The following is a 26552-nucleotide window of genomic DNA, read 5'->3' as shown; positions in this document are numbered from 1 at the left end:
ATTGTTTCGCCTATGCCATTGCAGGGCGTGACTTGTAATATTGGATACAACCAAGTTGCGCCGCGTTTGTTAGTAAGATCATCACAAACGTTAAAATATGCGATACACTCGGTGCAGCCATCGACAGCTCAGCGCCAAGGCCACAACTACCAGCAACAAATTGCAGACTAAAGTAACGAGCACTTAAATTACTAATATCACCACTTTTAATGGTTTTATAAGTTTGCGGCATAACACGAATCGAGCTCATCACCAAGCCAACATAAGTTAACCAGTTAAGCACAGTGGCCATATCAAGCGTCGGACTGAGCAGCAAAGTAAATGGTACAACACACAGTACTAACAATCCTGCTAACTGCATTCGCTGCTGGCGAGCTGCGTTATATCGAACAAAGTAATAGAGAATTAAACCGCTGAGCATGCCCGTTACAATAAACGGCAGTACCATGTAAAAACGTTGAAAATATAAATTGTAAGTAATGAAGTAGATGCTCTGCGCGACACCAAAACTCATCATCAACAGTGATACGCCCGACACACTACGATTTTTACGAATCTTATTTAATAGCGGATAAAAGCTAAACGCTAGAATAAAGCATGAAATAATCGGCAAAAAGTGCGCCAAAACAACCCCCATCTCGTTACAATTTAGTTAATAAGTTAGTAATTTATCAATCACTGCCACTAAACATGTAAATAACTGTTTTTTAAGTGATTTAAAAGAGCGCGGCATTTTAATGAGGCCCACAGAGAAAGCAACGAGGTAGAAAAAACAGCCAAGCTGAAAGTGGCAAGATTTCCGTACAAGGTGTTTATAATCAATGACACTAACTAGCAACTTGAATAGTTACTCGAATCTAGGTACATTGAATAGATAATGGCCAGGAGGGCAGTTCTATGAAGTCAATTTTATTTACACTTGTTCTAAGCGCTTTTTTAGTAGGATGTAAGAGTACAGAGCAACAAGCCCCTACTCCTCCAAGTGTTGCCAGTCTATTAAACGCAGCAAATTTTGAACACATTGAACTAACAGATCCAAAGTTGTTTGCATTGCCTGATGATGAGCAAAAACGTTTCCTTGATTATTTTACCGAACGCCAAGGTAAAGGTTTAAGAGACGACCAAATTCTTTATCATTACTTAGAAAATAAGCTCACCAACTTCAATTACTTTAGCGCTACACTCAACGCCGAACAGACCCTTCAAGAGCATGAAGGGAATTGTATTAGCTTAGCTATTTTAACTCACGCATATGCGCAACTAGTAGGGCTAAAAACAGGTTTCCAAGCGGTGTCGAGTGAACCTGTGTACAGTAAACAAAATAACATCGTGTATGTATCGGGCCATTTTCGCACCAAAGTCTATGCCCCTTTAAATGAAGATGATAATTACCTTGTACCACCTGGCAGTATAATTGACTATTTTCCGTCTCGTGGTAGTTTTTATTCAGGCCATGCTGAGCTCAAAGATTTAATCAGCCGCTATTATAGTAACTTAGCTGCACAAGCTCTGGCCTTAAAACAATTCGATTTAAGCTACAGTTATATTTTAAAAGCCAATGAATACACACCAAATGCAGCCTCGCTTTATAATTTAGCAGCTGTTTTACATCGTCAAGTAGGTGATTTAGCTGGGGCAAAACATATTTATCAAACAGCAATGCACTATGGCTTTAGCGATACGAATTTACTACATAATTACGTAGTGCTGGCCAAACAACTAGATGATCACTCATTAGCAGAACAGCTCAATTCACAGTTAGCGATGCTAGAGCAGGATCCATTCGAATTACTCACAACAGCGATTAACGCTCGTAATAATGGCCAGTTTTACAAAGCAAAACAGCAGCTGGAAGATGCTATAGCACTAGCCCCTTATTTATCAGAACCCTATGTGGAGTTAGCGATTATTAGTTACCAGCAAGGTAATGAACAAAGCACTAAGGAGTGGTTAGAAAAAGCCATTGAGATAGAAAATAAAGACGAAAAACTTGCGCTATACCACGCCAAGCTTTTCGCCTTAAAAGACCAACACTAAGTTATAGCGAGTAGTAAAAACTTAGCCAAGCACGTAGATCATTTTCAAAGTCGTCGCTTTCTACTCGGGCGACGCCAAAATCAATATTTACATCATTCAAACCCGCAGGTCCCAGACCAAAGCTAAAGTCTCCTCGCCACTTGAGGCCGTAGCTTTGCGCATAGACTCGGTTATCAACTTGATGCTGTTGGTAGTAAAGCCAAGGTAATGAATCTTTATAACTAATCCCCCCGCCATAACCTTTATAACGGTTACCAAGCTGGCTAAAAAATGGCAATTCAGGTGCACTAACAAAGCCACTTTGCGTGTCTTTATTAATTAGGTTTGACTCATAACCGCCAAGCGCAAGGGTACTGTCATCACGATATTGCTGAGCAAAATTAACATAAACCGGAATATCAAAGGCATAACCGCTTAGTACGGTGGCAAAGTTATAGCCCTGCCAATTATTTGAGTCAGCATCACCGGATAACCATTCAGCTCTCAACGACTGACTAAGACCATAACGCTGTCTATCATGTTGCCATTGCTGCTTAAGTCCTAGCTTTAGCCATTGATCGTCACCTTTAGCATAATCACTGTAGTTGTAACTTAAGGTCGGTGTGATATTTAACTGCTGAAACTGCATCGGGTAACTCATGGCAAAATGTGCCCCTGTGTTACTGACATTTAGCGGCGTGTTTGAATGGTACTGTTTTGCCGATTCAAGGTCGTAATCAAATAGCAGCGCTTTAAACTTTAAATCAAACGCTGAGTATTTAGCTGCCGCAAACACTCCCTCTAGTGCTTTATCATGTAAATCAACACTATAGCCTGCTTGTAAATCGAGCTGCTTTAAAAAGTCGTTACTTTTTAGCCCAATGGTAAGAAGCGAAGATGAAGCCGAATAATACTGAGATGCCAGCGAAAAGGTGGGTTTTTGCTGCCAAATATCATAATTGGCTGGCTCTGTTGGGCTTTGCTTGTAAATCTTCGCTTCAGGTAACACTTCGCTCGTTACTTGCCCTCGCGGTGGCGCTGTATTACTTGCCAACTCAGCAACCTCTAATCCTTGTGGTTGCTCTGCAAAATGCTTTATATCTGGCCCTTCAGCAGTGATCGATAAATACAAAAGTTCACCATTATTCATTGCCATTGGGTATGCAACGGCTTCTTGCCCTTGTGTTAATTGGCGTAGTGAGTTGCGGCTAAGATCATAATGATACAAATCGAGAGCGGCATTCTTACCAGCGACAAAATAAAGCCCTTTGCCATCTGCTTGCCAATTAGGTTGTGACACATACTGATAGCCCTCAGGCATAGGCACAGCTATTGATTGCTGGGAGTTCATATCTTGTATATACAACTGCCAATTTGCATTCAGTGCCACTTTTAAATATGCAAGCTTAGTTTTATTAGGACTTAGTAATGGATAGTCATAAACCGTTTCTAGGCTCTTCTTAAATAAAGGCGTAGAGACACCCGTATTAAGATCAAAACGCACCAACTCCGAGAAGCCATGCCTAGTTTGCTCAGCGTAAACAGTTTGTCCGTTATCGCTAATTGTAAAACGACGCAGCCCCGCATGATGGGTCAATGCACTTATCTCACCAGTTTCGATATCATAGCGATATAAGTCCGAGATACCTTGAATTGAGCCTTTACCAACGGTTGTTGTGGCGGTAAAAAACAGTGTATCTTCGTCTAACCACTGCGGATTCTTTATACCCTGCTTATTGATTTGATGAAGCACGTGCTTTTGTTTACGTTTAAACACACTCGGTGCTCTATCGGCAATATCTGCAGGATCGTCATCGAGTAGCTGTTGTTGCTGCTTTGCAAAATCATCTGCTGCTTGTTGATTATCGGCTGTGCTATAAATAACTAGCCGCGTTTCATCATCTTTGTTTCGCTCTACAATAGCGAGTTTACTATTATCTAAACTTAAAACTGGGTTTGATGCATATAAATCAAGCTCTAACCAAAGCTCACTTGTAAGTGTTTGCTCACTCACCTCTTTAGCCATTGCTTTATAAGTATATTCAGCAATAAAGCGACGATAAAGCCGCTCAGGTGAGTCGCCAAATACACCGCTAAAAGCGTCATTAAAATCGCGCGATTTAACCGCTTGCATCCGTGTCCACACAGCATCAAGGGTGTTTGGAGAATAGTTATCTTCTAACCAAGCCAGAAAGCGAGCGCCCATTAAATACGCCATTGATCCGGCCATATAACTGTCTTCAGTACGATTTAATTGGCCATAGCTTGGCAGTGCGCCTTGCTGTGCAAATTCAACCAGTATCGCTTCTGAAAGATTATCGTATAAACGGCCACGCCCCGTCATTTTTGATTCTAATAGCGTCGCATAACCCTCAGCAACCCAGCGAGGCATATCGCTTTGTGATAAATCGTAGAGATCCCAAATATTTCTAATTGCTTGTCGAGGTAAGCTGCGCGTAGGCTGAGCCAAATGAACCAAATGGATGTACTCATGCAAAATGAGTAATTGCTGCCAACTATCTGTATTGGCAATCATCGAATCTGATTGTGGAGGTGTCGTAAATAAAGCCATTAAGGGCTTTATTGTAACCGGTAAAGCAAAGCCATTAGATGCGTTAAATGGATCAAAAACAACAACATCAATCACTTCATCCAACGCGCGGTTTTGTTGTTTTAATACCTTATTGCGAACAATTTCCAGCTCGGTTGCCGCTGATTGAGCCCATTGCTGATTCTCTGTACTAAAATGGACATTGAAATGCTCAGTATGAATTGTTTGCCATACTTCTTGACTAAACGCGTGCCCAGCAACAAGTAAAGTACCAATCAACAATGCTTTTATCATCTTAATCCCTGACTTTGTTATTTCAGGATTAGTATGCGTTGCTTTTTGGCAAGTGGGTAGTTAAAAAATGTAAGAAACTATTCAATTTTAATCGGGCGAACCAAGCCTAGTAATTGGTAAACAATAAATATTGTCGCTGCAAACATAATACTGCTTCTAAGTGCCCCCAGACCCGCAAGAGCCATCGCGCCTGTTACAAGCAAAGCAATACAAGTCACTGCACAGCTTACGCAAAGGCCTTTACACTCCTTCTTGTTGCGAGCATAGCAAAGTAAGCCGACAATACCTGTAATGGCTAAAATAGGCAGAAAATATATCATCGCGCACCTCCTTCTGTAGCTTTTGAGAAAGTATACTCAAAAACCCAAACAGGTCAATAATATTGAGAATCATTTTCATTTAAAACCAATTCCGCTCAACGCCCTCTATTTCATATAGGGCGAAATCAGCAAACTGCTCAGCCAGCTCTGCTTTTAAGTAAGGCATTGATACAGAGCCAGAAGCCAGTTGTATATACAAGCTCTTAAGCTGTGATCGGCGCATTAAATAAGTGCTTATTGTGGTGACGCTTTGCGCTCTATAGATTTCAAAAACACGATACTGCACACCCAGTATGCCGGTTTTAAATACGGCAAAAAAACGGCCGTCATGTTGATACATAGCCAGACCCGTTTTTTGATAATTCAAAAACACACCGATCATCAAAACTAAGCCCACGACAATGCTCCACAACATCGTAGCAGCATCAAATAAGGCATTGAAAATTAAAGCAGAAAATACAGTGGGTAGAATTACATATAAAAACGTATTTTTATAAAGTAAAACTCGCTCAGGCTTAATAAAGTTAAGCTCTGTTAAATCAACAAACCATGGAAATAACCAGCCACATACGGCTTTTACTTGCTCTTTGGTGATTACTGGCATCACTAACGTTTGTTTATTTTTATGTGCCGCAACCCCAGCTGCCACACCACCACTACTCACTTGTGGGCAAATTAAGGTATAGCGATTAAGGAACTTGGCAATAATATTTTGTTTAATTTGCACACTTTGAATTTTCGACACGCTGATCGAGAGTTGCTGGCGCTCAAATAAACCTGCCACACGCTTAAACTTACCGTCTTGAAAGTACAGCTGAAAGTTAAAAAAGCGCACTAAGGCCATGACAACAGAAAGTAAAATGGCACATAAAACAATGGCTACAACCATAATTAACACAGTGATTGCAGCTGCACTGCCAATGAACGCAGCTTGCTCATTCAGTATGGTCTCTAGGCGGTTTATGATGGTTTTTTCGAGGTACTCAAAAATCACATTTATAAATGGAGCAAGTGCAGCCAATGCCAATATTGCCATGTTGGACATCAAACCAAACTTAGCAATTTCAGCATTGCTGATCGTTAAGGTTGTCGGTTTATCTGTTACTTCGCCCTGCTCAATAGGTAGCTGCTCTTGCTGTTGTAACTGAGCCTTAAATTCCATAACTTGTTCGCGCACTTGCTCGGCGTAGCTAAGCTTCACTCCCGGGATCACAGCTTCTTGAGCACTACTACCGGCGGCATCGAAAATACAATTAACCAAATTAACCGGCTGAAAATAAAAAGGTTCGGCTATGTTTACGTTCTGTACGCGAGCAAATTTTAGGGTTAGCCGTTCTTTTTTGAATACCCCTTTATTGAGCAGTATTTCGTTACCATCCGTTATGCGATATTTAAAATTACGATAATAAGCAAAGGCATACAGCACTAAAACTAACGAGGCCACGGTAACGGCTATTTGCCCCCAAAACAGCTTTTGTTCAACTTGCGTAACAAATAACACCAAAATTGGCAGTAAATTAAGCAGCCCATCTTTTATGAAGCGCAGTGCAAAGTGAACAATAAAGTACAGTAGCGCCCATGGCGACACGCGTTGCCATTGTTGATCACTCATCGGCAAGCTCATTTTCTTGAGTTGCTGCATTATCACCATAACTTTGCACGAACTGGCGGACATCATTGCATTGCTGGTCAGTTAACCCGCTGATATGTAAGTCAGCACTCATGCCACCTGCACTGTAAAGCCTGAGTGTTGCAAGTCCTAACTTTCGCTCAATTGGGCCGCGATGAATTTCGGTGTGTTGCACGCGAGAAATTGGCAATAAGGTGATTTGTTGCCAAATTAGCCCCCGCTTAAAGGCAATATCATGCTCTCTTACTGCCACCCCTTTAGCGCGGACGCTGTAAAGGTTGTAAACCATCGACAGTATTACCAACAATGGCAAAACCAGAAGCCAAGGTGTAGCAATGGCTTCGCTAACGGCAGGATTAAAATGCCTTACAGTAATAATTACGGCCATTAGAGGCACATAAAACAACAACCAATTTAGTTGTACATGCCATATCGCATTATCTGCAAGTGATTGAAATTGTATGCGCTGATGCTGTGGAAGGGTTTCTATTTGTTGATTACTAAACACGATCGTTCCTTGTTAAGGCCAGTCTTAACTGGCCTTACTCATACTCGGTACTTTTTATACCCAGCGAAGAGAGGTAGCAAGTGTATGCTTGTCACCCGGCGCTAGCTCAACGCTATCTTCAAGTACATTGGCGGCTTCTAAACATAACATCACGTGATATTCATCATCAGCAAAATTAGATAGCCTTTTTGATTTATCAATCCACGGGTTCCATAACACACATGACCGCGAATTTTCTCGGCTTACTTCAATGATCCCATCTGGCGTAATGATACGTTGTGTATCTTGTGCCTGGGTATAAACCATGTCGGTTTCACGAGCAAATGAAACCAAATCATGTTGCTCAAATGGACCTTCACCGAATTCTATATATTTAGAGCCCTGTAAACCATCAACTTTAGTTTCTTCAATCGCAGGCGTTGGGAAATAAGTATGTAATGCCTGCGTAAAATTAAGTGTTTCACTATCAAGGTTAGTTGTTGTTAAACGCACTTCTAAACTCGTTGATAAAATAAATTCCACCAATAGTTTAGTTTTGTGTGGCCAATACTTTTCATCAATTTGATTCATTGGCAATGACAAGCTGATGTAGATCGAGTTTTCCTCTTCTTTCACCTGTTCAGCACGCCAAAGTCCCGTACGAGCAACACCATGAGCAGGCCAGCCTTCATGTTGGCTCACACCAAACCACGGCCAACAAATTGGAATACCACCACGAACGCCCTTACCTTCTTGATAATCTTCCTGCTGAGAAACCCACAGTAATGGCTTTTTACCTGTCGGTGTAAACTCTGTAATTTGCGCACCTTGCAAAAAGATAGTGGCATCACAAAACTCACTGGCTACTTTAATAAACTCAAGGCCAGTCTCACTTTGCTCAATCGTAACTGATGGCGATAGCTTCATAATTCGTCCCATTAAATGAAAGAAAAGAGATAGTTAAATAACCCCACAATACCCAAAGCCATAGTAGTTAGTAAATAATATTTAGTTATTTGATGAAATTGTTTACTACTTTGTGCGTGTGCAGGCGAAAAGCGCTATTTAATTATAAAGAACATCTACATTATTATGTGATACACCAAACGAGATTTAATTACTACTCAAATAAAAATCTCCTCTGAAAATGAGGCTATTTATAGCAAACATAGCCACAAATTATTTGAACTCAATTTATTTGATGTGTAATATTTCGCGGCTTCGGTCGTTCTAGGCCGCCTTTAAAGAGACAAAAACATGCAAAAGTATGACGAACTACTTGTGTCATTACGTAAAGTAATCAGAGCAATCGATCTGCATTCTAAGCAGCTCAACAAAACGTCTGGGTTAACAGGCCCGCAATTACTTATCATGAATGAAGTAGCACAAACAGACGGCATCACAGCAAGTCGTATTGCTCAAAACGTCAACTTAAGCCCTGCAACTGTGACCAATATTCTTGACCGAATTGAAAACAGAGAGCTTATCACCCGTGTGCGCAGTCAAATGGATAAGCGCCGCGTCAGCTTGTATTTAACAGAAAAAGGCAAAGCACTTTTAGAGCAAGCTCCTCAGCCATTGCAAGAGCACTTCATAGAAAAATTTTCAGCCCTCGAAGAGTGGGAGCAAAGCTTATTGCTTTCATCAATGCAACGTATTGCAGCAATGATGGATGCTGATCAGCTTGATGCATCACCACTATTAGAAGTTGGTGCCATAACAAAATCACTCGATCACAATAGTTAATTGCAAAACTGGTTGATTAATATTAATTTTTTGTGGCTACCCTTGGGTTAAGTGTGAATATCAACTATGCTAGTAGTACCCATTCCAACACTAGCGAAAATCATGCTTAAACTTTCAAAGTTAGCCCTCGCAATCGCCTTGGGCACTACTTCTAGTCTTAGTCAGGCATCTGAAATAGATGACCTTCAAAAACAGCTGCAATTACTTAAAGAGCAAATGCAGCAACTCCAGAGCAAGCTTGATGCTGCCGAGGAAAAATCGCAGCAACAAGCCGATAAACAAGCGCAGATTGATGCACAGGTTGCAAGGCAACAAAAGCAACTTGAGGAGCAAACTGCTGCTGTTGAAACTGTATCAGACAAAAAAGAATCTGGTATTCATGTTGGTGGAGCTGTGCGAACAAACTACAGCTATACCTCGTATGATGACGGTAACAAAAACCGTGGTGGTGACTTCGACTTCGATATCTTTAGACTGAATTTTTCAGGGGATGTCGGTGATGTGCAACTAAATGCTGAAATTCGTTTCTTTGACTATATGACAGCAGTTAAATATGCCTATGCAGCCTACGACTTTGCTGAAGACTGGCAAGTGCAGGCAGGTATAACCAAAGTTCCTTTTGGTAACTGGCCATATAATTCACACAACTACTTCTTTGGAACAACCTATTATGTAGGTTTGGAAGATGATCACGATTTAGGTGTGCTATTCAAACGAAAAATTGCCGATAACTGGCAGATTGATCTTGGTTTTTTCAAAAATGATGAGCTAGGTGGTGTCGACGGTTATGTTGATGATCGCAGCGATCGCTACTCATACGATGTAGTTGGTTTCCGTTCAGCAGACGAAGGCATTTATGCCGAGCCAGGCAATGCTATTGGTGAGTACAACACCTTCTCTGGTCGTTACGGCTATCACTTTGAGCATGAAGGTGGCAAAACAGAGCTAGGTGTATCTGCCCTATCAGGTGGCCTACACGATGGTGAAGACCGTGCTGGTGACTACTATGCTTGGGCAGTCCATTTAAATAGCACTATTGGCCCATGGAACTTCCAACTGCAACATGGCGAATATAATTACGATATTGATAATGTAAATCGTATGGCTGTCGGAGCTTATGCTTTTTACGATAGCATCGCAGCTGAAGCAACCATGACTAATGCCAATATTGCCTACAGCCTCCCTGTCGAGTGGGGTCCTGTTACAGACCTACAGTTTTACAATGACTACGGCATTATTTATGACAAGTCAGACAATAGCGCCGATACTTGGATGAATGTAACTGGGGTGTCTGTTGCAGCAGGTGGCTTATTCACCTACTTTGATTTTGTTCAAGCGAAAAATCAGCCATTTGTAGGCGGCTCAGTTGCTGGTGACAGCGACGAAACAGAAACTCGCTTCAATATCAACATAGGTTATTACTTCTAGTAACCACTGATAGTAAATGAAATATTAAAGCCCAGTTTTTAACTGGGCTTTTTACTAAGTACCCTCTTGGATAGAGACTCGACTCGCTAAAAAATCTAGGCTAGGCTAAAGTTAAAAAGTAAGGTAAAAAGGTAATTAACAAGCATTTGCTTTTTTGAACTGTTCTGGCTTAACTCTATTTATGAATGTAAGAGCTGTATTAACTGCATCTAAAAACAGCTGCTATCAAGCGGTTGGTCTATTAATGGTAGCGCTTGGTATCATAGGTATTGCTTTGCCTGTCATGCCAACAACAATTTTCTTTATTTTAGCCTTAGCTTGCTTTACACGTTCTTCACCCAAACTCTCTGCTTGGCTCCTAAATCACCCTCGATACGGAGAGTCACTTAGACACTGGCAAGAACATAAAATTGTACCAACCCGTGCTAAGTTTTTAGCTGCTTTTGGTATGGCATTAGGTTATATATTTTTATTACAAAGCGCAGCGCCTTTTTGGGTTATGTATTTAGTTGCCGTGATTGAAGTAGGCGTATTGGGTTATTTAATAAACCGCCCGTCAGCTACAAATAACCCTCCATTTATCCGAGTAAACATGTCTTCACAAGTGCGCTTGACGCTACTTACTTGCTTTCTTTGCACACAAGTCGCCATCATGTTTTACCTCGCTATTCACTTCTAAAACACAAATGTAAAGAACGTAAACTCACTTGTTATCATTAATGCAAATCATTATCATATTTGTATCTTTAACAAATTGCCTGTTTTATGTTTTCTATTAATAAGCGCACGTTTTATAGCGTTAGCCGTGCTTTGCATATATACCTTTCAACTGCATTGTTTTTTTTGCTAATTCTTTTCTGTATTAGCGGTATTATCCTTAACCATGTTGACTGGCTAGAAAACGACAAGCAAAACGGACAAAACCAACTTCTAGTTTCTGCAGAGTTATTCGAAAAAGCACAAGCAAACCTCGACACGTTACCAAGCCTCTATCCCGAGATTGAAGGTTACATGCAGCAGCAGTTTTCACTCAGCAATGTAAAAAGTATTGAGTGGGAAAAAGAAGATGCCTTGGTAATGCTCGACTACCCGCTTCCGGCTGGCTTTGCCTATGCCGAAATCGATTTTCAAACCGGTGAACTTAATATTGATTATCAAACTGGTGGCTTTATGAGTCTGATTGGTGACTTACACAAGGGCCGCCATACAGGCGAAGCATGGAGCTGGGTGATTGATATCTCAGCTGTTTTGATGATTCTGTTTGCTATTACCGGATTATTTATTCTCTTTCAAAACCGTAAAAAACGTGCCGCTGGCCTTTGGTTAACGCTGCTTGGTGTTGCCACGCCTTTGGTTATTTATCTAGTTTGGGTGCCTCAACTTAAAGGAGTATCTTAATGAAAAAAGCCCACTTACTCGTTGCTCTACTAATTGGCTGTTTATTCAGCCCACTGAGCTTTGCAAAAGATCCCAACCTAACCGTTGAATTTACCTTACCTGAGCTAGATGTTTCTCCATATCATCGCCCTTACGTGGCGTTATGGCTAGAAACACCTGAACGTAAACACGTTACCACTATTGCACTTTGGGTCGAAAAAGCTGAATGGTTTAAAGACTTACGTCAGTGGTGGCGAAAAGCAGGTCGTAGCAACGACAGCTTTGATGGTGTAACAGGTGCAACAAAACGCCCAGGCACTTACACCATTGAGTGGCAAGGTAAAGATTTAAAGGGGAACCCAGTTAAACCTGGTAGCTACCTACTAAATGTTGAAGTTGTACGTGAAGAAGGTGGCCGAGATTACACCCGCGTTGAAATCGACTTAACGAAAGACGGCAAAGTCACAATTAAAGGCGAAAAAGAGTTCGCGACTAGCTTTGTTACCATTACCAGTAATTAAGGACAAACAATGAAATTAAAATTATTAAAAACGGCGCTGATCGGCGCCGTGACCTTCACAGCAATTGCATCTGGCTATGCACAAGCACACGCCCGTTGGTTAATGCCATCTCACACTTCTTTATCTGGTGAGAAAACTCACTATGTGATGATCGATGCCAGTATTTCTAATGAGTTATTTAGCCCAGATAAAGCATACCGCCCGAAAGAAAAAGGCGCTGAGTATGACGACAACCTATTAATTGCCCTTGCTCCAAATGGTAAACCGGTTGAAGAAACGATTCGTGCATACTACTTAAAACGCAAAAACTCAGCGGCAGTAAGCTTAACGCAAGATGGTACTTACCATATTGCTATGCAGCAAAAGCCAATGCTAATGACTTTCTACAAAGACAAAGATGGCAATCGTGGTCGTGTGTTCGCAGGTAAAAAAGAAGCAGACCTACCAGCAGGCGCAACCGACGTGCGCACTGTAAAATCAATCGCAACTGTTGATACTTTCGTTAGCCGTAATGGTACTTCTAAGCCAACATTGCTTGGTCAGGGCTTAGAAATTTCAGGCCCTACTCACCCGAACGATCTATTTGCTGGTGAAGAAGCTAAGTTCCAATTACTAATGGATGGCAAACCAGCTGCTGACGTTGAGCTTGCTATTGTTCGTGGTAGTGCTCGCTACCGTAATGAGCGTGACGAAGTTAAAGTAACAACCGATAAAAAAGGTTTCTTTACGGTGACATTCGCTCACGCTGATATGTATTTGATTGAAGCCTCTGTTGATCAAAAACCAGTAGAAGCCGATATCGATAACGTTCGTTACTCATTATTCACAACGCTTGAAGTAGCGCCTGAATAATACGCTAATTAGGCCTTAACAAAGGCCTAATTAGACTTTCGAGGAAGACTGTAGTCAACCGTGTGATCGCAGCTACCGTCTTTCTCGCAATCATTAATCCCATCACCATCGACATCCCAGCTTGGGTGCATGCCTTTTAATGTACTTTTTACGACGCTGATATCGGCAGTAAATTCACTTTGCTCATCACGGCGTGCGGCATTGCGCATCAAAAACACCCGAATCACATAATCGCCATTATCAGGAATTGTAAGCTCAGCATGCTCACCTTTTGCCGGGCCAACAAATAAAGCGGTTGGGTTGCCTTTTGGTAAAATATTAAAGTAGTTGCTTGAATTTGATGGAGCAAGATCAACCTTTAAAGTAGTGCCTTTATTAAGGTTAATTTGATATTCCAGCATCTCATAACCTTTAATTGTGTCTTTAACTTGCCAGCTTTGCTGCACCGCAATATCTGAAGCTAGCAACTCATAATGACGACTATTTGGTAAGTTTTGTTCAGCAAACACCAAGCTACTTGTAGCCACCGAAAAACAAAACCCTATTAATAACAACAACTTCATATTTAACCTCCTTTTAAATTCTTTTTTTAAGAATGATAAATGCTAATTTTACAATTTTTAACTCTTTTAAAGTGAACTTATAGTTACTCCATCGCAGACACACTGCTTAACTATACAGGATACCTACTATGAAACTTTTTACTTTAATCTCAGCTCAACCACACTTACAAAATATTAGCACTTTATTGGCACGTATTGGTTTATCAGCGATCTTTTTACTAACCGGCTTTAGCAAAATAGAATTCTTTGATGCAACTGCTCAGTACATGAGCAGTGTCGGTTTACCAGAGTTCTTACTGCCGTTTGTGATTGCCTTTGAAATTGTTGGCGGGTTATTTATTTTACTGGGCTTTTTAACACAACTAACCGCTGTCGCTTTTGCTGGTTTCAGCCTAGTGAGTGCTTTGTTATTCCACTTTCAACTTGATGATCAAATGCAATTTTTAATGTTCTACAAAAACATTGCAATGGCAGGCGGCTTTTTAGCATTGGCAAGTATTGGTGCAGGCAAAATCAGTCTAGATCAACTAGTGTTAAAACGTAGTCAGGCATAATATTTATCCCAGCCAATAACCTAGGTTATTGGCTGAATTTGTTTTTAAGAGGGCGCGAATATGGCAACTTTATTAACAGCAATCAGCCATGATATTGGTGGGCTCGATGTAAAACGCATCTTGCCTCATTTTGACAAAAAAATGGTTGGCCCATTTATCTTTTTTGACCACATGGGGCCAAATCACTTTCCTCGCGGTGAAGGCATAAATGTGAGGCCTCACCCTCATATTGGCTTATCAACGCTCACTTATTTATTTACTGGCAGTATTTACCATCGCGATTCGCTAGGTAATAGCCTGCAAATAGCACCCGGCGATGTTAACTGGATGACCGCAGGTCGCGGTATAGTTCACTCAGAAAGAGAAAGCCTTGAAGTGCGGGCGAGCGAGCACGACATTAATGGTCTGCAATGCTGGGTTGCTTTACCTGAGAGTATGACCGAAATAGCACCGCGTTTTGAACATATCAAAAAACAGCAATTGCCTGAGAAAATCGAAAAAGGCGTGCTGATGCGACTCATTGTCGGTGATGCCTATGGCTTAAGCTCCCCTGTGAAAAGCTACTCACCGATGTTTTATGTAGATACGGTAGCAGAGCAAGGTAGCCATATAACTAAACCGCATCCTCATCATGAAACCGCTGTGTATGTTATTTACGGTGAAATTAGTGTGGCTGATACTCGCTATACCCAAGGCGACTTTGTACTACTTGATGACAGCGAACACGAAATAACGACTCTGGTGCACAGCCGCTTTATTTTACTTGGTGGCAGTAAATTCAATAAAGTCCCGTATTTACACTGGAACTTTGTTGCTTACAGTAAAGAGCGTATCGAGCAAGCAAAACAAGATTGGCAAGCACAGCGCTTTGCAAGCATCCCCGGTGATGAACTTGAGTATATTGAGTTGCCCACTGCTAAAAAGTAAACTTTTTCAGCATTTACAGGTACTATTAGGCAGTTAAGTAAGCAAAGGAACATCATGCTAAGAATTACGCTAGAACAGTGGCGCATGTTTCGTGCTGTTGTTGAATTTGGAGGCTTCAACCAAGCCTCACAAGGTATTCATAAAAGCCAATCGAGTATTCATAATGCAGTTGGCAAAATTGAATCTGCACTCAATGTAAAATTATTCAGCATTCAAGGCCGCAAAACCGTGCTCACTGAAGCCGGCGAAATGATGCTGCGCCGTGCTAATTACTTACTCGATGAAGCTGCTAAAGTTGAGGCCATAGGGCAAACCTTGGGTGAAGGTATCGAAAGTAAGTTACGCATTGCTGTTGATGCCATTTTCCCACAACAACTGCTTTATAAAGTACTTAACGACACGTCATCGCAATACCCGCAACTGCGTATTGAGCTGCATGAGTCTGTGCTAATGGGGGGCAATGAACTGCTCGAAAACGATCAGGTTGATATTGCCATTACCGGCTTTCCAATTGCGGCAAACTTTCATGAAGAATTATGTGATATCGAGTTTATTGCCGTCGCCCATCCAGATCACCCTTTGCATGGGATAGAGCGTGAAATTACCCTCGAAGATTTAAAATCACACCGCCAAATTGTTGTTCGCGATTCAGCGAATAAACACAAACAAGATGGTGGCTGGTTAGGTGCCGATCAGCGCTGGACCGTCACTCATATGCGCACTTCGATTGATATGATCAGTAATGGACTGGGCTTTGCGTGGTTACCAAAAGTCGCGATAGAAAAACAACTTGCGACAGGGCAAATGAAGGCACTCAATTTAACCCATAACAGCAGTCGCAGCGCTAAATTACATTTGCTCTTTAAAGACGGTGACAAACTGGGCCCTGCAGCACGCGCATTTCTTGGCGAATTGCGTTATCAAGTAATGGAAAACCTATAGCTTCAAAGGCGTTTCAGCAATGCCTTTAACGCCCGGCTCGAGAATAAACACGCCACCACTGTGCGGGTAATCAGCGAGTACTGAGTCTTCGAGCCCTACTGCCGCAGTTGTCACCGCAAGGTGCGTAAGCTCTTCACCAACAAATGCGACACTGGTAACACGTGGTGCGGGCAAGCGAATAAACTGCACTTGCTCACCGCTTGGCGCAAAACGGTACACGCCATAGCCATTCCACGCGGCAACCCACAGATGATCTTCGCTATCAACGGTCATGCCATCAGGAAAACCCATATTGTCAGTAAAGCGAATAAATTCTTGTTTATCAGCAAGCTCACCTTGTTCACTCAGAGTAAAGCGGTAGATTGTTTGTTTATCTGAATCTGTAGAGTATAGAAACTGACCATTTTTACTTACCGCAGGGCCATTACTAATGGTGTAGTCATGATCAACGGCTGTCGGAGCTTGACCATGGCCAAAACGATATAGCTTGCCACTATTAGTTTGCTCTTGAGAGTCCATTGAGCCAAAAAAGCCAAAACCTTGTCGAGACGTTTTACCATCGTTTAAGCGGTTTTGTGAAGGTTCATGGTCAATTGAATAAAGGAGTTCACGGCTAAAGTCTTTACTATTTAGCGTATAAACGCCTTTGGCAAAGCCTGCAACTAACTCTGCTTGCTCGGTTTCCATCACCCAACAAATAGGTTCTGGCATGGCAAACTGGCTAACGCGCATCGACTGGCAGTCTAAACGAAACAAACGCTGCCCTAAAATATCGACCCAAAATAAACAGTTATGCGCCTTTGCAAAATAGGCACCTTCGCCTAATTGGCATTGGCTAGAAATGATTATTTTAATGGTGTCATCGAGCATTGGCTTCATTACACAAAAAGCTGAACTATTCTCATTCTATCTGTGTATGAAAATAAGTGCTAGACCAGATAAACCAGCCACCAGCAAGATGATGCCGCGAATGGCCTTTTCATTGAGGTTATTATTAATCACAAAAGATAGACCCCAACCAGTTAAAATTGCAGGTAAACATAAGAAAAACAGCTTCACATCGCTGATATCAGCAGAGCCTGTAAGCATTAATACAATAATGCCAAACAGGTTTATGAATACGAAAAAGGCACTCAGATTCGCTTTAATTTTGTCTTTATCTTCAGCTTGATAAAGTAACCCCATCGGCGCGCCACCAGCGGAAGTCGTGGTCCCTAAAAAGCCCGATGACATTGACGCAAGCAAGCTAGTGATTGTGGAGATTTTCGGTTTCATACCTATAACAGATAAAGCTACCACGACCAAAATACTCACCCCGAGCAAGAGTTGATACTGCTTGGCATTGACATACCACATCACCACAGCGGCGAAGATAACCCCCACTGCACCACCGATTATGGATATGCCCGTTTGTTTCATGTCTATTGCACCACGGTGTTTTATCATTAACACCGACGTTAAAAACAGCGCATTCAAAATCATAGGACCTGGTACCAGTTCTGGCATTAGCCAGTAAAGGACAGGCACACATAACATACCTAACCCAAAGCCAATAACACTTTGTAGGCAAGCGCCAATAATCAAAATTAAATAAACAAGAACAAAGTCGGTCAAACTTTCTTACCACCTTCCTAAGTATGAGCTCTGCTGATTCTATAACCCATATTTTATTATTATAGTATCATTTGAATTACATAAAAAATTTTATCGCAAGTTAGCTATTTTGCAATCGCTTTGAAAGATTAAGTCCAACCTGCATCTACTATCAGTGATTGTGCTGTCATCATGCAGCTGTCATCAGCGGCTAAAAACAACGCGGCATTGACAACATGGTCTGGTTGAATTGTTTCATTAATACATTGACTTAAACGAACATCTTCAATCATTTCTGGGGTTAGCCAATGAGTGATTTGACGCTCTGTCATCACCCAACCTGGCACCAATGAATTTACACGAATATTATCTTTACCATAAGAAGCAGCTAATGAACGAGTTAAACCTTCAATCCCTGCTTTTGCTGTTGTGTAGGCAGGCATGCCAGTTTGCTTAATACGCCAGCTTACCGACCCCATATTGATAATGCTACCACCACCTAAACGCTGCATGTGTTCAACCACTGCTTGTGATGAAAAGAAGCACGGGCGTAAGTTAACGGCAAACTTGTCTTCCCAATATTTCACATCCATATTTTCCGCGGCATGACGGGTGTCATCGGCGGCGTTATTAATTAACACACCAATGTCACCCTGTTGCTGGCGAGTTTGCTCAATGGCCGCTTTTAAGGCTTCGACATCACGTATGTCACAATGAATAAATTGTGGATCAAACTCATATTTACCCGCTAATTTTGCGCATAAAGCATCACTTTGCTCGGTTGCAATATCAACAAAGGTGACTTTCGCGCCCTGCTCACAGAACCGCGTTACCATTACTTCACCAATTCCCGATGCACCGCCAGTAATAAACACACTCTTACCAGCGAGGCTTGGGTAAACTGTTTTTAGCTCGTTTGAATTTGGCATGATAACCTTTTGTTTTAAAGTAATTACAACGTCAAGAAGCGATACTTATTGAGCCGCTTCTTTATCAGCGATTTCTTTTTCAATAAACGCCATTGCTTCATCAATCATGTACGTCATCATGTTTTTAGCACGCTCAGGGTCACCGCTTGCAATTGCGTTATACACTTTAAAGTGTTCTTCAGCGATGGCCTTCTTATTGCCTTTAGCGGGTGTAGTATGTTGAATACTCACATGCAATGCGGTGCGAATAAAGTCACGTAATTGATAGAAAAAACGGTTACCACTGGCGTGTAAAATTGCCGTGTGGAAGGCAAGGTCTGGCTCATGCATTACGCCTTCAGGCTCTTCTGCTGCCGCTTGCATTTTATCGAGTGCAATTTTAATTTCTGCGATGGCTGCTTGATCGCCTTTTCTTGCAGCAAGTGCCGCTGCTTGTGGTTCAATCGCCAAGCGAACCTGCAAAAACTCTTTTAATACATATAATGATGGGCTGCTCTCAAGCAACCATTTCAATACGCTTGTGTCGTATAAGTTCCAGTTCTCCGCTGACTCCACACGAATACCTTGTCGTGGACGAGAAGAAATCAGTCCTTTTGCAGCGAGCATTTTCACTGCTTCACGAACAGCTGTGCGACTAATACCATACACTTCACATAATTGTGCTTCGGTTGGTAGCCCCGTTTCAGTATTGTAATCACCAACAATGATTGCTTTACCAAGCTCATTGGTAACTTGTTGTGATAGGTTTAAATTCTCTAAACGCGCCATAAGTGTTCCTCAAAAGATCTGGGTATATGATACATTTATATACTGCTTCCGTCATCCTGCAAATTATTCTTTATAATCAATAACAAAGATAAAAACACCCAGAATAAATGAACAAAAACCGAGCTTTTAAGTCACTATTTTCTGTACTGGCTGTCACCTTATTTTAACAAATCTCTTTAACTCAACTTATTTATAATATAATATTTTTATTTGACAAATATAAAACAATATTCACTTTTCATAATTAGGTGGAACACACAATGGTCGAACTGAGTACCTTAGACTGGACAGTGCTGGCAGGATTTTTTGTCCTGTTACTAGGCGTTGTCGTGATGTCTATGCGACAAAAAGAAGAAGACACCGCTGATTACTTTTTAGCGGGCCGTAATGCAAGTTGGTTAGTAATTGGTGCCTCTATTTTCGCATCAAACATTGGCTCGGAACATTTAGTGGGCCTTTCAGGTTCAGGTGCACAATCGGGTATGGCACTGGCTCACTGGGAGATGCAATCGTGGATCATTCTACTACTCGGTTGGATTTTCGTGCCTTTCTATTGGAGTAGTAAAGTCTACACCATGCCAGAATTCTTAGAGCGCCGCTTTAACTCTAAATCACGTACTTTTTTATCTGTAATCTCATTGATTAGTTATGTATTAACTAAGGTAGCGGTGACGGTTTATGCCGGCGGTATTGCATTTAAAACAATCTTAGGTATCGAGAGCATTTGGGGTATAGACTTCTTCTGGATCTCAGCTATTGGCCTTGTGGTGATCACCGGTATTTATACGGTGCTTGGTGGTATGAAAGCCATTATGTGGACTTCAGTGCTGCAAACTCCAGTGCTCATTATTGGCTCCTTAGTCATATTAGTGGTTGGTCTAGATAAAGTTGGAGGCTGGGCAGAAGTTGAGCGTATCAACGATGCTAATATGCACCTTATACGTAGTGCTTCAGATGCTGAATTCCCATGGCCAGGCATTGTATTTGGTTCATTCATTATTGGTTTTTGGTATTGGTGTACAGACCAATACATCGTACAACGTGTTTTATCTGCAAAAGGCATTAAAGAAGCCCGTCGCGGTACCATGTTCGCAGGTTACTTAAAGCTACTTCCTGTATTTATCTTCTTAGTACCAGGCATGATTGCATACGCATTGAATGTTAAGGGTATTATTAGCTATGAAAGTGCTGATCAAGCCTTCCCAACGTTAGTTGCTGAGCTATTACCAGCCGGCGTTAAAGGAATTGTAATTGGTGGTTTAGTCGCGGCGCTTATGAGCTCATTAGCATCATTATTTAACTCATCAGCAACCTTATTTACCATTGATTTTTATAAGAAATTCAAACCTGAATCATCTGAGAAGCACCTTCTTAAAGTAGGCCGTATTGCCACTATCGTAATTGTTATATTAGGCCTATTGTGGATACCCGTCATGAGCTTAATTGCCGATGTGCTGTATGAATATCTGCAAAGTGTGCAGTCGCTTATTGCACCAGGTATTGCAGCAGTATTCTTACTCGGTTTATGTAGTAAACGCATCACTCCAACAGCGGGTTTTGTGGGCTTAGTGTCGGGTTTTGTACTTGGTATGATCCGCTTAGTGTTACTGCCATTTAAAGATGATTTAACAGGTTCATCATTTGCGTGGATCACCACAATGAACTGGTTATATTACTGTATTCTGCTATTTGTCGTGGTCGTTGCGATTATGATTGTGGTGAGTATTTTCACCAAGCAAGCAGACGAAGAACAATTGAAAGGTCTGACTTTCTCAAGCCTAGATAAAGCAACCATGAAAGAAGTGGCTGCAGGCTTAGATAAGTGGGATTACATTCATACCGCAGGTATTATTGGTATTACTGCCTTTATTTACTACCGCTTCTGGTAATCGTTCGTTCCCAAAGTTGTAGGGCGCCAATTGGCGCCTTTTTTAATCAGCGAGTTCTGGTGAAAACACTGGAAAGCCGTTTTTATCCCACGTAATAATGCGTGCTCGCGCATGGCGATTAGGATCTGTAAGCGGTGTGCCTTTCAGCTCTTTATAATCACGACTGTGATAAATCATTAAATCAGTTACACCATCTTCAGCTTTTACAAAACTGTTGTGCCCAGGGCCAAAACGTCCTAGCTCAGCATGGGTGGTAAACACTGGCTCAGCTTTCTTATGCCAACTAACAGGGTCAAGTAAATCAGCATTCACATCTGCCCATAGCAAACCCATCGCATACCGATGATCGGTGGCACTGGCTGAATAAGTGACAAATATTTTATCGCCATGGGTGATGACTGCAGCACCTTCGTTTACCTTGTAGCCTTGCACTTCCCAATCAAGGGTTGGCTCTGTAATCGCGATAATGGGCTCTTTAATTGATGTTGGTGAGTCCATTTCAGCTAACCATAAAGCTGAGTTATAAGTTGCAGGCTGGTTCTGCTGCGCCCAAATCATATAACGCTTCCCCTTGTGCGTAAAACTTGTGGCATCAAGCGAAAAGCTATCAAGGTGGCTGGTGACTTGCCCCATTTCTTGCCACTCACCTTGCATCGGGTTAGCACTGTCGTTTTTAAGTGCATACATGCGAATACTGAATGGCTTTTCGATATCACCTGCGGCAAAGTAGATATACCAACTGCCATCAATCTGATGTAGCTCTGGAGCCCAAATATTGACACTCATTGGGCCTTTATCACGCTTTTGCCAAATAACCTTTGGCTCAGCTAATTTTAAATCGTTTAAACGACAAGCTTGGCGCAGCTCAATTTCATCAAATTTCGGCGAACTACCAATAAACGTGTAACAGCCACTTTTATCATCACGAACTAACCAAGGATCAGCACGTTTGAGTACTATGGGGTTGTCAATTGGCGCTAAAGTCTTGCTACTATTAGCATCAGCAAGGGCTGACACTGGTGAGGCGCTTAACGCACTAAGAAGCGTTAGCTGAGATAATTTTTTGAGCATAATGTGTCCTGTATTTCGTCTCGATTTTATTGTTAATATTGTATTACATATTATATAGTAGCTGAATGAACACAAGAGTTAAAACAACAAAAGGTATTCAAGCATGAGACCCGTAAGTAACGTGACACAAGTAATGAAGTGGCTTTCAACAGGGCTACTTTTTTCTGCCGCAGCCGTATCTGCAAAGCAAGTTGAAGTACACGATCCGGTAATGACCAAAGAAGGCGACACGTACTATGTATTTAGCACAGGCCCAGGCATTACCTATTATGAATCGAAAGATTTAACCAACTGGAAACTCACAGGCCGCGTTTTTAAAGATGAGCCGAGTTGGGCAAAGCGTATCTCATCAAGCTTTGATGGCCACTTATGGGCACCTGATGTGTACGAGAAAAATGGTAAGTTTTACCTTTATTACTCGGTCTCTGCATTTGGCAAAAACACCTCAGCAATTGGTGTTACGGTTAACGAAACCCTTAATCCTGCGTCACCTGATTACAAGTGGATTGACTACGGCATAGTGGTTGAATCAGTGCCAGATCGTGACGATTGGAACGCTATCGACCCTGCGATTATGGAAGATGACAATGGCACACCATGGATGAGCTTTGGTTCGTTCTGGGGTGGCCTTAAACTAGTACAACTTGATGATGATATGGTGCGCTTAGCAAAACCTGAAAAATGGCATCACATTGCGAGTCGTCCAAACACGGAACATGGCCCAATTGAAGCACCCTATATCTTTAAAAAGAATGGCTATTACTACCTATTTGTTTCGTTTGATAAATGCTGCCGTGGCGTAGAAAGTACTTACAACGTGCGCGTAGGCCGCAGTAAAAACATCGAAGGCCCATATTTAGATCAACAAGGTCGCTCTATGCTTGATGGCGGCGGCAGTTTAGTTATTGAAGGTAACAAAGATTGGGCAGCCCTTGGCCACAATGCCGCATACACCTTTGATGGCAAAGACTACTTAGTGCTACACGCTTACGAAACAGCCGATAACGGCGTGCAAAAACTACGTATTTTACCTATGAGCTGGAAAAACAATTGGCCGGTTGTTAACCCAGCCGACCTAAATAAGCTTAAAACCAAGCTTAAGAAGTAATTATTCAACACACAAAAAACCTGCAAAATTGCAGGTTTTTTATTTGCTTTAATGACCTCGTTTGAGGTTGAGAGTAGGTGTTATCAACTAAAATCAATCAAAGTAATATCAACGAGCATGGGGCTTTGGCAGTCTTGCTGATGCTTTTCTTCAATAAATGCGCTGTACACATCACGCGCCAAATGCGCAGGTATTAGCACCTCAAAGCGGCTGCCTTTATTCATTAGTTGCAATGCTTCTTGCAAGCCCACTATCGCCTCTGCAATTTCGTACTCTACAGCAGCGCCTTGCTTGCGAGTATCGAATAACACCCGACCATTTTTAAGGGTAAGGCGTTGATGCACAGTCACTGTGGCATCCCAACTTGGTTTATCCCCCTGACCTTGCTCAATTATTCGATAACCAAGCCCTGTGGGTGTTTGGTAAAAACTGTGTTGCTCGGCGCTGTTATCTAAAAGCGACGGTAAAACATGCTCTTTAGCCGTCGCAAACGCATTGTTGCTTAACATAGCCAACTCTTTATTGTGCGTTGATTAAACGAATACCATAGATACCACCGGCAACAGAGTCTTTGTCGGCAGCAAAACGTAAGGTCAGCGTTGTCGACTTTTTCATTGCCTCTGTTAATGGGTAATCAATGGTGTAGAACTCATCCGTTGGTCTACCTACAGGCAAACTAACTGCAGCTAATTGCTCACCATTTAAATTAATAGAGAAGTGACGGTTCACATCGCCAATAAAATAGCGAACACGCAAAGCAACCGCTTTTTGTTCTGGGTTACTAAGCTGATACTCAAACCAACCTGTTGCATCGCGCCAATGGTAGCCATTATTGACACCTGCACGGGTTCCTTCACCTTTAAAATCGTGTTCAACTTCAGGTTGTTGCTCACCCGGCGTAATTTGATCAACGGTTAATAAACGAAGCTGTTCTTTCGCTTGCTCAGCCGCTTTTGCATCGGCAACAAATTGCGTGAACTCAGCTTCGCTTTGCTGCGGCCAATACACTTGATAACGACTATCGTGTAAGCGAAAGAACGGAATTAACTCTGTGCTTTTGGTGTTATCGATACCTTGTTTAGCAATCGCCACATTTTTATCGGCGATAAATGCGAGCTCTTGGCCTGGCTTACGAGTGAGATCGGCAATAAACTTTTCTGGCTCACTCAGCATAATTGGCAGAGCTTCTGGCGGACAAGTCGGCCCTGCGGCAATGTGGCCCATACGGCTATTATCGGCAACAAAGTTAAGCTTTTCATTTGCAAAAGCGTGTACTTTGGTAGCCATGACAACAGGTCCGTACATCACCGAATAATAATGCTGACCATCAGGTAGCTGCTCAGTATAAAGCTTAGGGCTAAGTTCAAAGGCAAGTTTGTCACCGCTTTGCCAAGCATGGCTGATGCTGTAATAACCGTCTTTTTCGGTTGCGCTTACAGCTTTTCCATTTAAAGTAAAGCTCAGCTCACCCTGCTGCCAAGACGGCTTACGAATATGAATTACTGACTCGGTGCTTTGCCCTTCAGACAAACGATCCACGGTCAGTGAGACCTTGTTATCATCTGGGAATTGGCTGTCTTGGGTGATCTGTAAACCCTGTTGTTGCCAATTTAACGTGCTCGGAATAAATAAGTTCACCCATAACTCTTTACCGGTATTGCTATAAATCAACTCACCATATTTGCTGTGATTTTCAATACCTGAGCCTACGCAACACCACATTGAATCTTGCACTGATGAATACATTCGGTAATGCCCAGGGCGCATCGAGGTAAAGTAAACAAGACCACCATGCTCTGGGTGTTGTGACGATAAAATATGGTTATATGTGGCGCGCTCATAATAGTCTAAATAACGCGTATCACCGGTTTTTAAGAACAATAACTTACTAAGTTTCATCATGTTGTAAGTGTTGCAGGTTTCTGGGCCTTCAACATCTTCAACCATTGGCGTGAAGTCACTTTTATCGTGAAAATGTTCACGCACTGAGTTACCGCCAATTGATACTGAGCGCTCTTGGCTGACTGTTTTCCAGAAAAAGTCAGCACCTTGCTGCCATGCTTTATCATCGCTGGCATTAGCCACTTTCAACATACCAATAATTTTTGGAATTTGCGTATTGGCATGCAGGCCCGTTAACTTATCTTCTTTGTGTAATAAGGGTTCAATAATGATGTTATGAGAGAACTGGCGAGCTAGTTTTAAGTAACGCTCATCGTCACTAATAAAGTACATATCAGCAAACACATCATTTAAGCCACCATGCTCTGAGTACAGCATTTGTTGAACTTGCTCATCAGTTAGCTTAGTAGTGGTCGCTAAGAACCATTCGCCTAACTTAAATAACATTTGTTTTGCTTTATCACTGCCGGCTACGTCGTATGCATCGCGCAAGCCATGAAAGATTTTATCGATGTTATAAAGCGGCACCCAGCGGTCGTTTAAGCTGAATAAATCAGCTTTGATTTCACCCTTTTCGATCTGCTGCCACATTTCATCGCCATTTGGGATACCGCCTAAGTAACCACCTGTGGCTTGTTGAGCGCGATCCAGCTCGCTTAGCATGTAATCTAAACGCTGCTTTAATTCTTCGTCACCCGTGGCTGCCCATGCAAGGCTCAGGGCTGAAAGATAGTGACCACCAATATGGCCATCAAGGCCTGTGCTTTCCCAGTTACCATAGTTAGGCGCTTTTGGTTCAAGACCGGCTTCACGCAGGTAAGGAGCAAGTAGCTGATCAGGATGAAGTGCTAATAAATAACGCACATTAATTTGCTGCGCATGTAAAAACGGGCTGGCACTTAAACTGACTTGGTTTAGGGCAAATAAATGTTGTTCGCTGGTATGTTCAGCATGCTCTACAGAAACCGCTTGTTTACTGTCTGTTGGCAGCTCACTGCAACCGCTCACAGTTAATATTGCAGCGCAAACGCTTGCTAAATAGCTAACTTTGAATGTGTTCATACTGTTGTCTCCCAGCGAATTG

General features: G+C 42.0%; 25 protein-coding genes and 1 pseudogene. 12 read left to right on the top strand and 14 right to left on the bottom strand.

The window, feature by feature from the left end:
• Window positions 1-10: 10 nt before the first annotated feature.
• Window positions 11-625, bottom strand: a complete 615-nt coding sequence (locus tag NYF15_RS20950; RefSeq protein WP_130150929.1) for a hypothetical protein — start codon at window positions 623-625, stop codon at window positions 11-13.
• A gap of 272 nt (window positions 626-897) precedes the next feature.
• Between NYF15_RS20950 and NYF15_RS20945 the strand changes: the two genes are divergently transcribed.
• On the top strand, window positions 898-2037 hold the full coding sequence (locus NYF15_RS20945; protein ID WP_371354573.1) for a tetratricopeptide repeat protein: 1140 nt from the start codon (window positions 898-900) through the stop codon (window positions 2035-2037).
• Between the two features lies 1 nt (window position 2038).
• Here NYF15_RS20945 and NYF15_RS20940 read toward each other — a convergent pair whose 3' ends face one another.
• The 5 genes from NYF15_RS20940 to NYF15_RS20920 form a co-directional block, all read right to left on the bottom strand.
• The gene (locus NYF15_RS20940; RefSeq protein WP_371354572.1) at window positions 2039-4861 is read right to left on the bottom strand and encodes a TolB family protein; all 2823 of its coding nucleotides are present in this window, start codon (window positions 4859-4861) and stop codon (window positions 2039-2041) included.
• 77 nt (window positions 4862-4938) lie between these two features.
• A complete protein-coding gene (locus tag NYF15_RS20935; protein ID WP_130150926.1) occupies window positions 4939-5181 on the bottom strand; it encodes a hypothetical protein in 243 nt (80 codons plus the stop codon).
• Between the two features lie 79 nt (window positions 5182-5260).
• Window positions 5261-6793, bottom strand: a complete 1533-nt coding sequence (locus tag NYF15_RS20930) for a PH domain-containing protein (RefSeq protein ID WP_371354571.1) — start codon at window positions 6791-6793, stop codon at window positions 5261-5263.
• Window positions 6786-7319 carry a PH domain-containing protein gene (locus NYF15_RS20925; RefSeq protein WP_371354570.1) on the bottom strand — a complete coding sequence of 178 codons (534 nt, stop codon included), beginning with the start codon at window positions 7317-7319 and terminating at the stop codon, window positions 6786-6788. Before NYF15_RS20925 ends, NYF15_RS20930 begins: the two co-directional genes overlap by 8 nt.
• 54 nt (window positions 7320-7373) lie before the next feature.
• The gene (locus NYF15_RS20920; RefSeq protein ID WP_371354569.1) at window positions 7374-8225 is read right to left on the bottom strand and encodes a D-hexose-6-phosphate mutarotase; all 852 of its coding nucleotides are present in this window, start codon (window positions 8223-8225) and stop codon (window positions 7374-7376) included.
• A 330-nt stretch (window positions 8226-8555) separates the two neighbouring features.
• Here NYF15_RS20920 and NYF15_RS20915 point away from each other — a divergent pair, with 330 nt between their 5' ends.
• From NYF15_RS20915 to NYF15_RS20890, 6 genes and pseudogenes are all read left to right on the top strand, one after another.
• Window positions 8556-9044, top strand: a complete 489-nt coding sequence (locus NYF15_RS20915) for a MarR family winged helix-turn-helix transcriptional regulator (RefSeq protein WP_130150922.1) — start codon at window positions 8556-8558, stop codon at window positions 9042-9044.
• A 102-nt stretch (window positions 9045-9146) separates the two neighbouring features.
• The gene (locus NYF15_RS20910) at window positions 9147-10472 is read left to right on the top strand and encodes a porin (protein WP_371354567.1); all 1326 of its coding nucleotides are present in this window, start codon (window positions 9147-9149) and stop codon (window positions 10470-10472) included.
• Window positions 10473-10653: 181 nt separating this feature from the next.
• Window positions 10654-11034: pseudogene (locus NYF15_RS20905) on the top strand (YbaN family protein); the annotation flags it as partial.
• A gap of 203 nt (window positions 11035-11237) precedes the next feature.
• The gene (locus NYF15_RS20900; RefSeq protein ID WP_371354566.1) at window positions 11238-11870 is read left to right on the top strand and encodes a PepSY-associated TM helix domain-containing protein; all 633 of its coding nucleotides are present in this window, start codon (window positions 11238-11240) and stop codon (window positions 11868-11870) included.
• Window positions 11870-12370: a DUF2271 domain-containing protein gene (locus NYF15_RS20895; RefSeq protein WP_055198551.1), complete on the top strand. Its 501-nt coding sequence runs from the start codon at window positions 11870-11872 to the stop codon at window positions 12368-12370. Before NYF15_RS20900 ends, NYF15_RS20895 begins: the two co-directional genes overlap by 1 nt.
• Before the next feature lie 9 nt (window positions 12371-12379).
• The gene (locus NYF15_RS20890; RefSeq protein WP_371354565.1) at window positions 12380-13222 is read left to right on the top strand and encodes a DUF4198 domain-containing protein; all 843 of its coding nucleotides are present in this window, start codon (window positions 12380-12382) and stop codon (window positions 13220-13222) included.
• A 26-nt stretch (window positions 13223-13248) separates the two neighbouring features.
• Here the strand turns inward: NYF15_RS20890 and NYF15_RS20885 are convergent, their stop codons facing one another.
• Window positions 13249-13785 (bottom strand): hypothetical protein, encoded by a 537-nt coding sequence (locus NYF15_RS20885; protein ID WP_371354564.1) that lies wholly within the window; start codon window positions 13783-13785, stop codon window positions 13249-13251.
• Between the two features lie 128 nt (window positions 13786-13913).
• On the opposite strand from NYF15_RS20885, the gene NYF15_RS20880 reads away from it, so the two are divergent.
• From NYF15_RS20880 to NYF15_RS20870, 3 genes are read left to right on the top strand one after another with little or no spacing between them, the layout of a single operon-like run.
• On the top strand, window positions 13914-14339 hold the full coding sequence (locus NYF15_RS20880; protein WP_371354563.1) for a DoxX family protein: 426 nt from the start codon (window positions 13914-13916) through the stop codon (window positions 14337-14339).
• Window positions 14340-14399: 60 nt separating this feature from the next.
• A complete protein-coding gene (locus NYF15_RS20875; RefSeq protein ID WP_371354562.1) occupies window positions 14400-15266 on the top strand; it encodes a pirin family protein in 867 nt (288 codons plus the stop codon).
• A 54-nt stretch (window positions 15267-15320) separates the two neighbouring features.
• Window positions 15321-16208 carry a LysR family transcriptional regulator gene (locus NYF15_RS20870; RefSeq protein ID WP_130150909.1) on the top strand — a complete coding sequence of 296 codons (888 nt, stop codon included), beginning with the start codon at window positions 15321-15323 and terminating at the stop codon, window positions 16206-16208.
• On the opposite strand, the gene NYF15_RS20865 is transcribed toward NYF15_RS20870, so the two are convergent.
• From NYF15_RS20865 to NYF15_RS20850, 4 genes are all read right to left on the bottom strand, one after another.
• Window positions 16203-17078, bottom strand: a complete 876-nt coding sequence (locus tag NYF15_RS20865; protein WP_371354561.1) for an SMP-30/gluconolactonase/LRE family protein — start codon at window positions 17076-17078, stop codon at window positions 16203-16205. The two genes, NYF15_RS20870 and NYF15_RS20865, sit on opposite strands and share 6 nt — an antisense overlap.
• Before the next feature lie 36 nt (window positions 17079-17114).
• Complete coding sequence (locus NYF15_RS20860; RefSeq protein ID WP_130150908.1) at window positions 17115-17822, bottom strand: sulfite exporter TauE/SafE family protein; 708 nt, start codon at window positions 17820-17822, stop codon at window positions 17115-17117.
• Window positions 17823-17950: 128 nt separating this feature from the next.
• Entirely contained in the window at window positions 17951-18730 is a 780-nt protein-coding gene (locus tag NYF15_RS20855; RefSeq protein ID WP_105173867.1) for an SDR family NAD(P)-dependent oxidoreductase, read from the bottom strand.
• 45 nt (window positions 18731-18775) lie between these two features.
• Window positions 18776-19498 carry a FadR/GntR family transcriptional regulator gene (locus tag NYF15_RS20850; RefSeq protein WP_130150906.1) on the bottom strand — a complete coding sequence of 241 codons (723 nt, stop codon included), beginning with the start codon at window positions 19496-19498 and terminating at the stop codon, window positions 18776-18778.
• 260 nt (window positions 19499-19758) lie between these two features.
• On the opposite strand from NYF15_RS20850, the gene NYF15_RS20845 reads away from it, so the two are divergent.
• Complete coding sequence (locus NYF15_RS20845) at window positions 19759-21387, top strand: sodium:solute symporter (RefSeq protein ID WP_237120223.1); 1629 nt, start codon at window positions 19759-19761, stop codon at window positions 21385-21387.
• Between the two features lie 42 nt (window positions 21388-21429).
• Here the strand turns inward: NYF15_RS20845 and NYF15_RS20840 are convergent, their stop codons facing one another.
• Window positions 21430-22458 carry a family 43 glycosylhydrolase gene (locus tag NYF15_RS20840; protein ID WP_371354560.1) on the bottom strand — a complete coding sequence of 343 codons (1029 nt, stop codon included), beginning with the start codon at window positions 22456-22458 and terminating at the stop codon, window positions 21430-21432.
• Window positions 22459-22591: 133 nt separating this feature from the next.
• Here NYF15_RS20840 and NYF15_RS20835 point away from each other — a divergent pair, with 133 nt between their 5' ends.
• Complete coding sequence (locus NYF15_RS20835) at window positions 22592-23566, top strand: arabinan endo-1,5-alpha-L-arabinosidase (protein WP_371354626.1); 975 nt, start codon at window positions 22592-22594, stop codon at window positions 23564-23566.
• 83 nt (window positions 23567-23649) lie between these two features.
• Here the strand turns inward: NYF15_RS20835 and NYF15_RS20830 are convergent, their stop codons facing one another.
• Both NYF15_RS20830 and NYF15_RS20825 read right to left on the bottom strand, forming a co-directional pair.
• Window positions 23650-24075: an FKBP-type peptidyl-prolyl cis-trans isomerase gene (locus NYF15_RS20830; protein WP_371354559.1), complete on the bottom strand. Its 426-nt coding sequence runs from the start codon at window positions 24073-24075 to the stop codon at window positions 23650-23652.
• A gap of 10 nt (window positions 24076-24085) precedes the next feature.
• Window positions 24086-26530, bottom strand: coding sequence for a beta-L-arabinofuranosidase domain-containing protein (locus NYF15_RS20825; RefSeq protein ID WP_371354558.1), 2445 nt, complete (start codon window positions 26528-26530; stop codon window positions 24086-24088).
• Window positions 26531-26552: the final 22 nt, after the last annotated feature.

This window comes from Pseudoalteromonas sp. 68 DY56-GL68, assembly GCF_041414825.1.
GTDB lineage: Bacteria > Pseudomonadota > Gammaproteobacteria > Enterobacterales > Alteromonadaceae > Pseudoalteromonas.
Note: the sequence above shows the minus strand (reverse complement) of the source record. Positions and strands in the feature narration are given on the sequence as shown.

Excerpts from the sequence above, each read along its gene's own strand:
- NYF15_RS20835 (WP_371354626.1), top strand. The coding sequence starts at position 22,592 with ATGAAGTGGCTTTCAACAGGGCTACTTTTTTCTGCCGCAGCCGTATCT.
- NYF15_RS20825 (WP_371354558.1), bottom strand. The coding sequence starts at position 26,530 with ATGAACACATTCAAAGTTAGCTATTTAGCAAGCGTTTGCGCTGCAATA.
- NYF15_RS20930 (WP_371354571.1), bottom strand. The coding sequence starts at position 6,793 with ATGAGTGATCAACAATGGCAACGCGTGTCGCCATGGGCGCTACTGTAC.
- NYF15_RS20840 (WP_371354560.1), bottom strand. The coding sequence starts at position 22,458 with ATGCTCAAAAAATTATCTCAGCTAACGCTTCTTAGTGCGTTAAGCGCC.
- NYF15_RS20910 (WP_371354567.1), top strand. The coding sequence starts at position 9,147 with ATGCTTAAACTTTCAAAGTTAGCCCTCGCAATCGCCTTGGGCACTACT.
- NYF15_RS20935 (WP_130150926.1), bottom strand. The coding sequence starts at position 5,181 with ATGATATATTTTCTGCCTATTTTAGCCATTACAGGTATTGTCGGCTTA.
- NYF15_RS20915 (WP_130150922.1), top strand. The coding sequence starts at position 8,556 with ATGCAAAAGTATGACGAACTACTTGTGTCATTACGTAAAGTAATCAGA.
- NYF15_RS20940 (WP_371354572.1), bottom strand. The coding sequence starts at position 4,861 with ATGATAAAAGCATTGTTGATTGGTACTTTACTTGTTGCTGGGCACGCG.
- NYF15_RS20845 (WP_237120223.1), top strand. The coding sequence starts at position 19,759 with ATGGTCGAACTGAGTACCTTAGACTGGACAGTGCTGGCAGGATTTTTT.
- NYF15_RS20895 (WP_055198551.1), top strand. The coding sequence starts at position 11,870 with ATGAAAAAAGCCCACTTACTCGTTGCTCTACTAATTGGCTGTTTATTC.
- NYF15_RS20890 (WP_371354565.1), top strand. The coding sequence starts at position 12,380 with ATGAAATTAAAATTATTAAAAACGGCGCTGATCGGCGCCGTGACCTTC.
- NYF15_RS20870 (WP_130150909.1), top strand. The coding sequence starts at position 15,321 with ATGCTAAGAATTACGCTAGAACAGTGGCGCATGTTTCGTGCTGTTGTT.
- NYF15_RS20830 (WP_371354559.1), bottom strand. The coding sequence starts at position 24,075 with ATGTTAAGCAACAATGCGTTTGCGACGGCTAAAGAGCATGTTTTACCG.
- NYF15_RS20850 (WP_130150906.1), bottom strand. The coding sequence starts at position 19,498 with ATGGCGCGTTTAGAGAATTTAAACCTATCACAACAAGTTACCAATGAG.
- NYF15_RS20885 (WP_371354564.1), bottom strand. The coding sequence starts at position 13,785 with ATGAAGTTGTTGTTATTAATAGGGTTTTGTTTTTCGGTGGCTACAAGT.
- NYF15_RS20880 (WP_371354563.1), top strand. The coding sequence starts at position 13,914 with ATGAAACTTTTTACTTTAATCTCAGCTCAACCACACTTACAAAATATT.
- NYF15_RS20920 (WP_371354569.1), bottom strand. The coding sequence starts at position 8,225 with ATGAAGCTATCGCCATCAGTTACGATTGAGCAAAGTGAGACTGGCCTT.
- NYF15_RS20855 (WP_105173867.1), bottom strand. The coding sequence starts at position 18,730 with ATGCCAAATTCAAACGAGCTAAAAACAGTTTACCCAAGCCTCGCTGGT.
- NYF15_RS20900 (WP_371354566.1), top strand. The coding sequence starts at position 11,238 with ATGTTTTCTATTAATAAGCGCACGTTTTATAGCGTTAGCCGTGCTTTG.
- NYF15_RS20875 (WP_371354562.1), top strand. The coding sequence starts at position 14,400 with ATGGCAACTTTATTAACAGCAATCAGCCATGATATTGGTGGGCTCGAT.
- NYF15_RS20865 (WP_371354561.1), bottom strand. The coding sequence starts at position 17,078 with ATGCTCGATGACACCATTAAAATAATCATTTCTAGCCAATGCCAATTA.
- NYF15_RS20945 (WP_371354573.1), top strand. The coding sequence starts at position 898 with ATGAAGTCAATTTTATTTACACTTGTTCTAAGCGCTTTTTTAGTAGGA.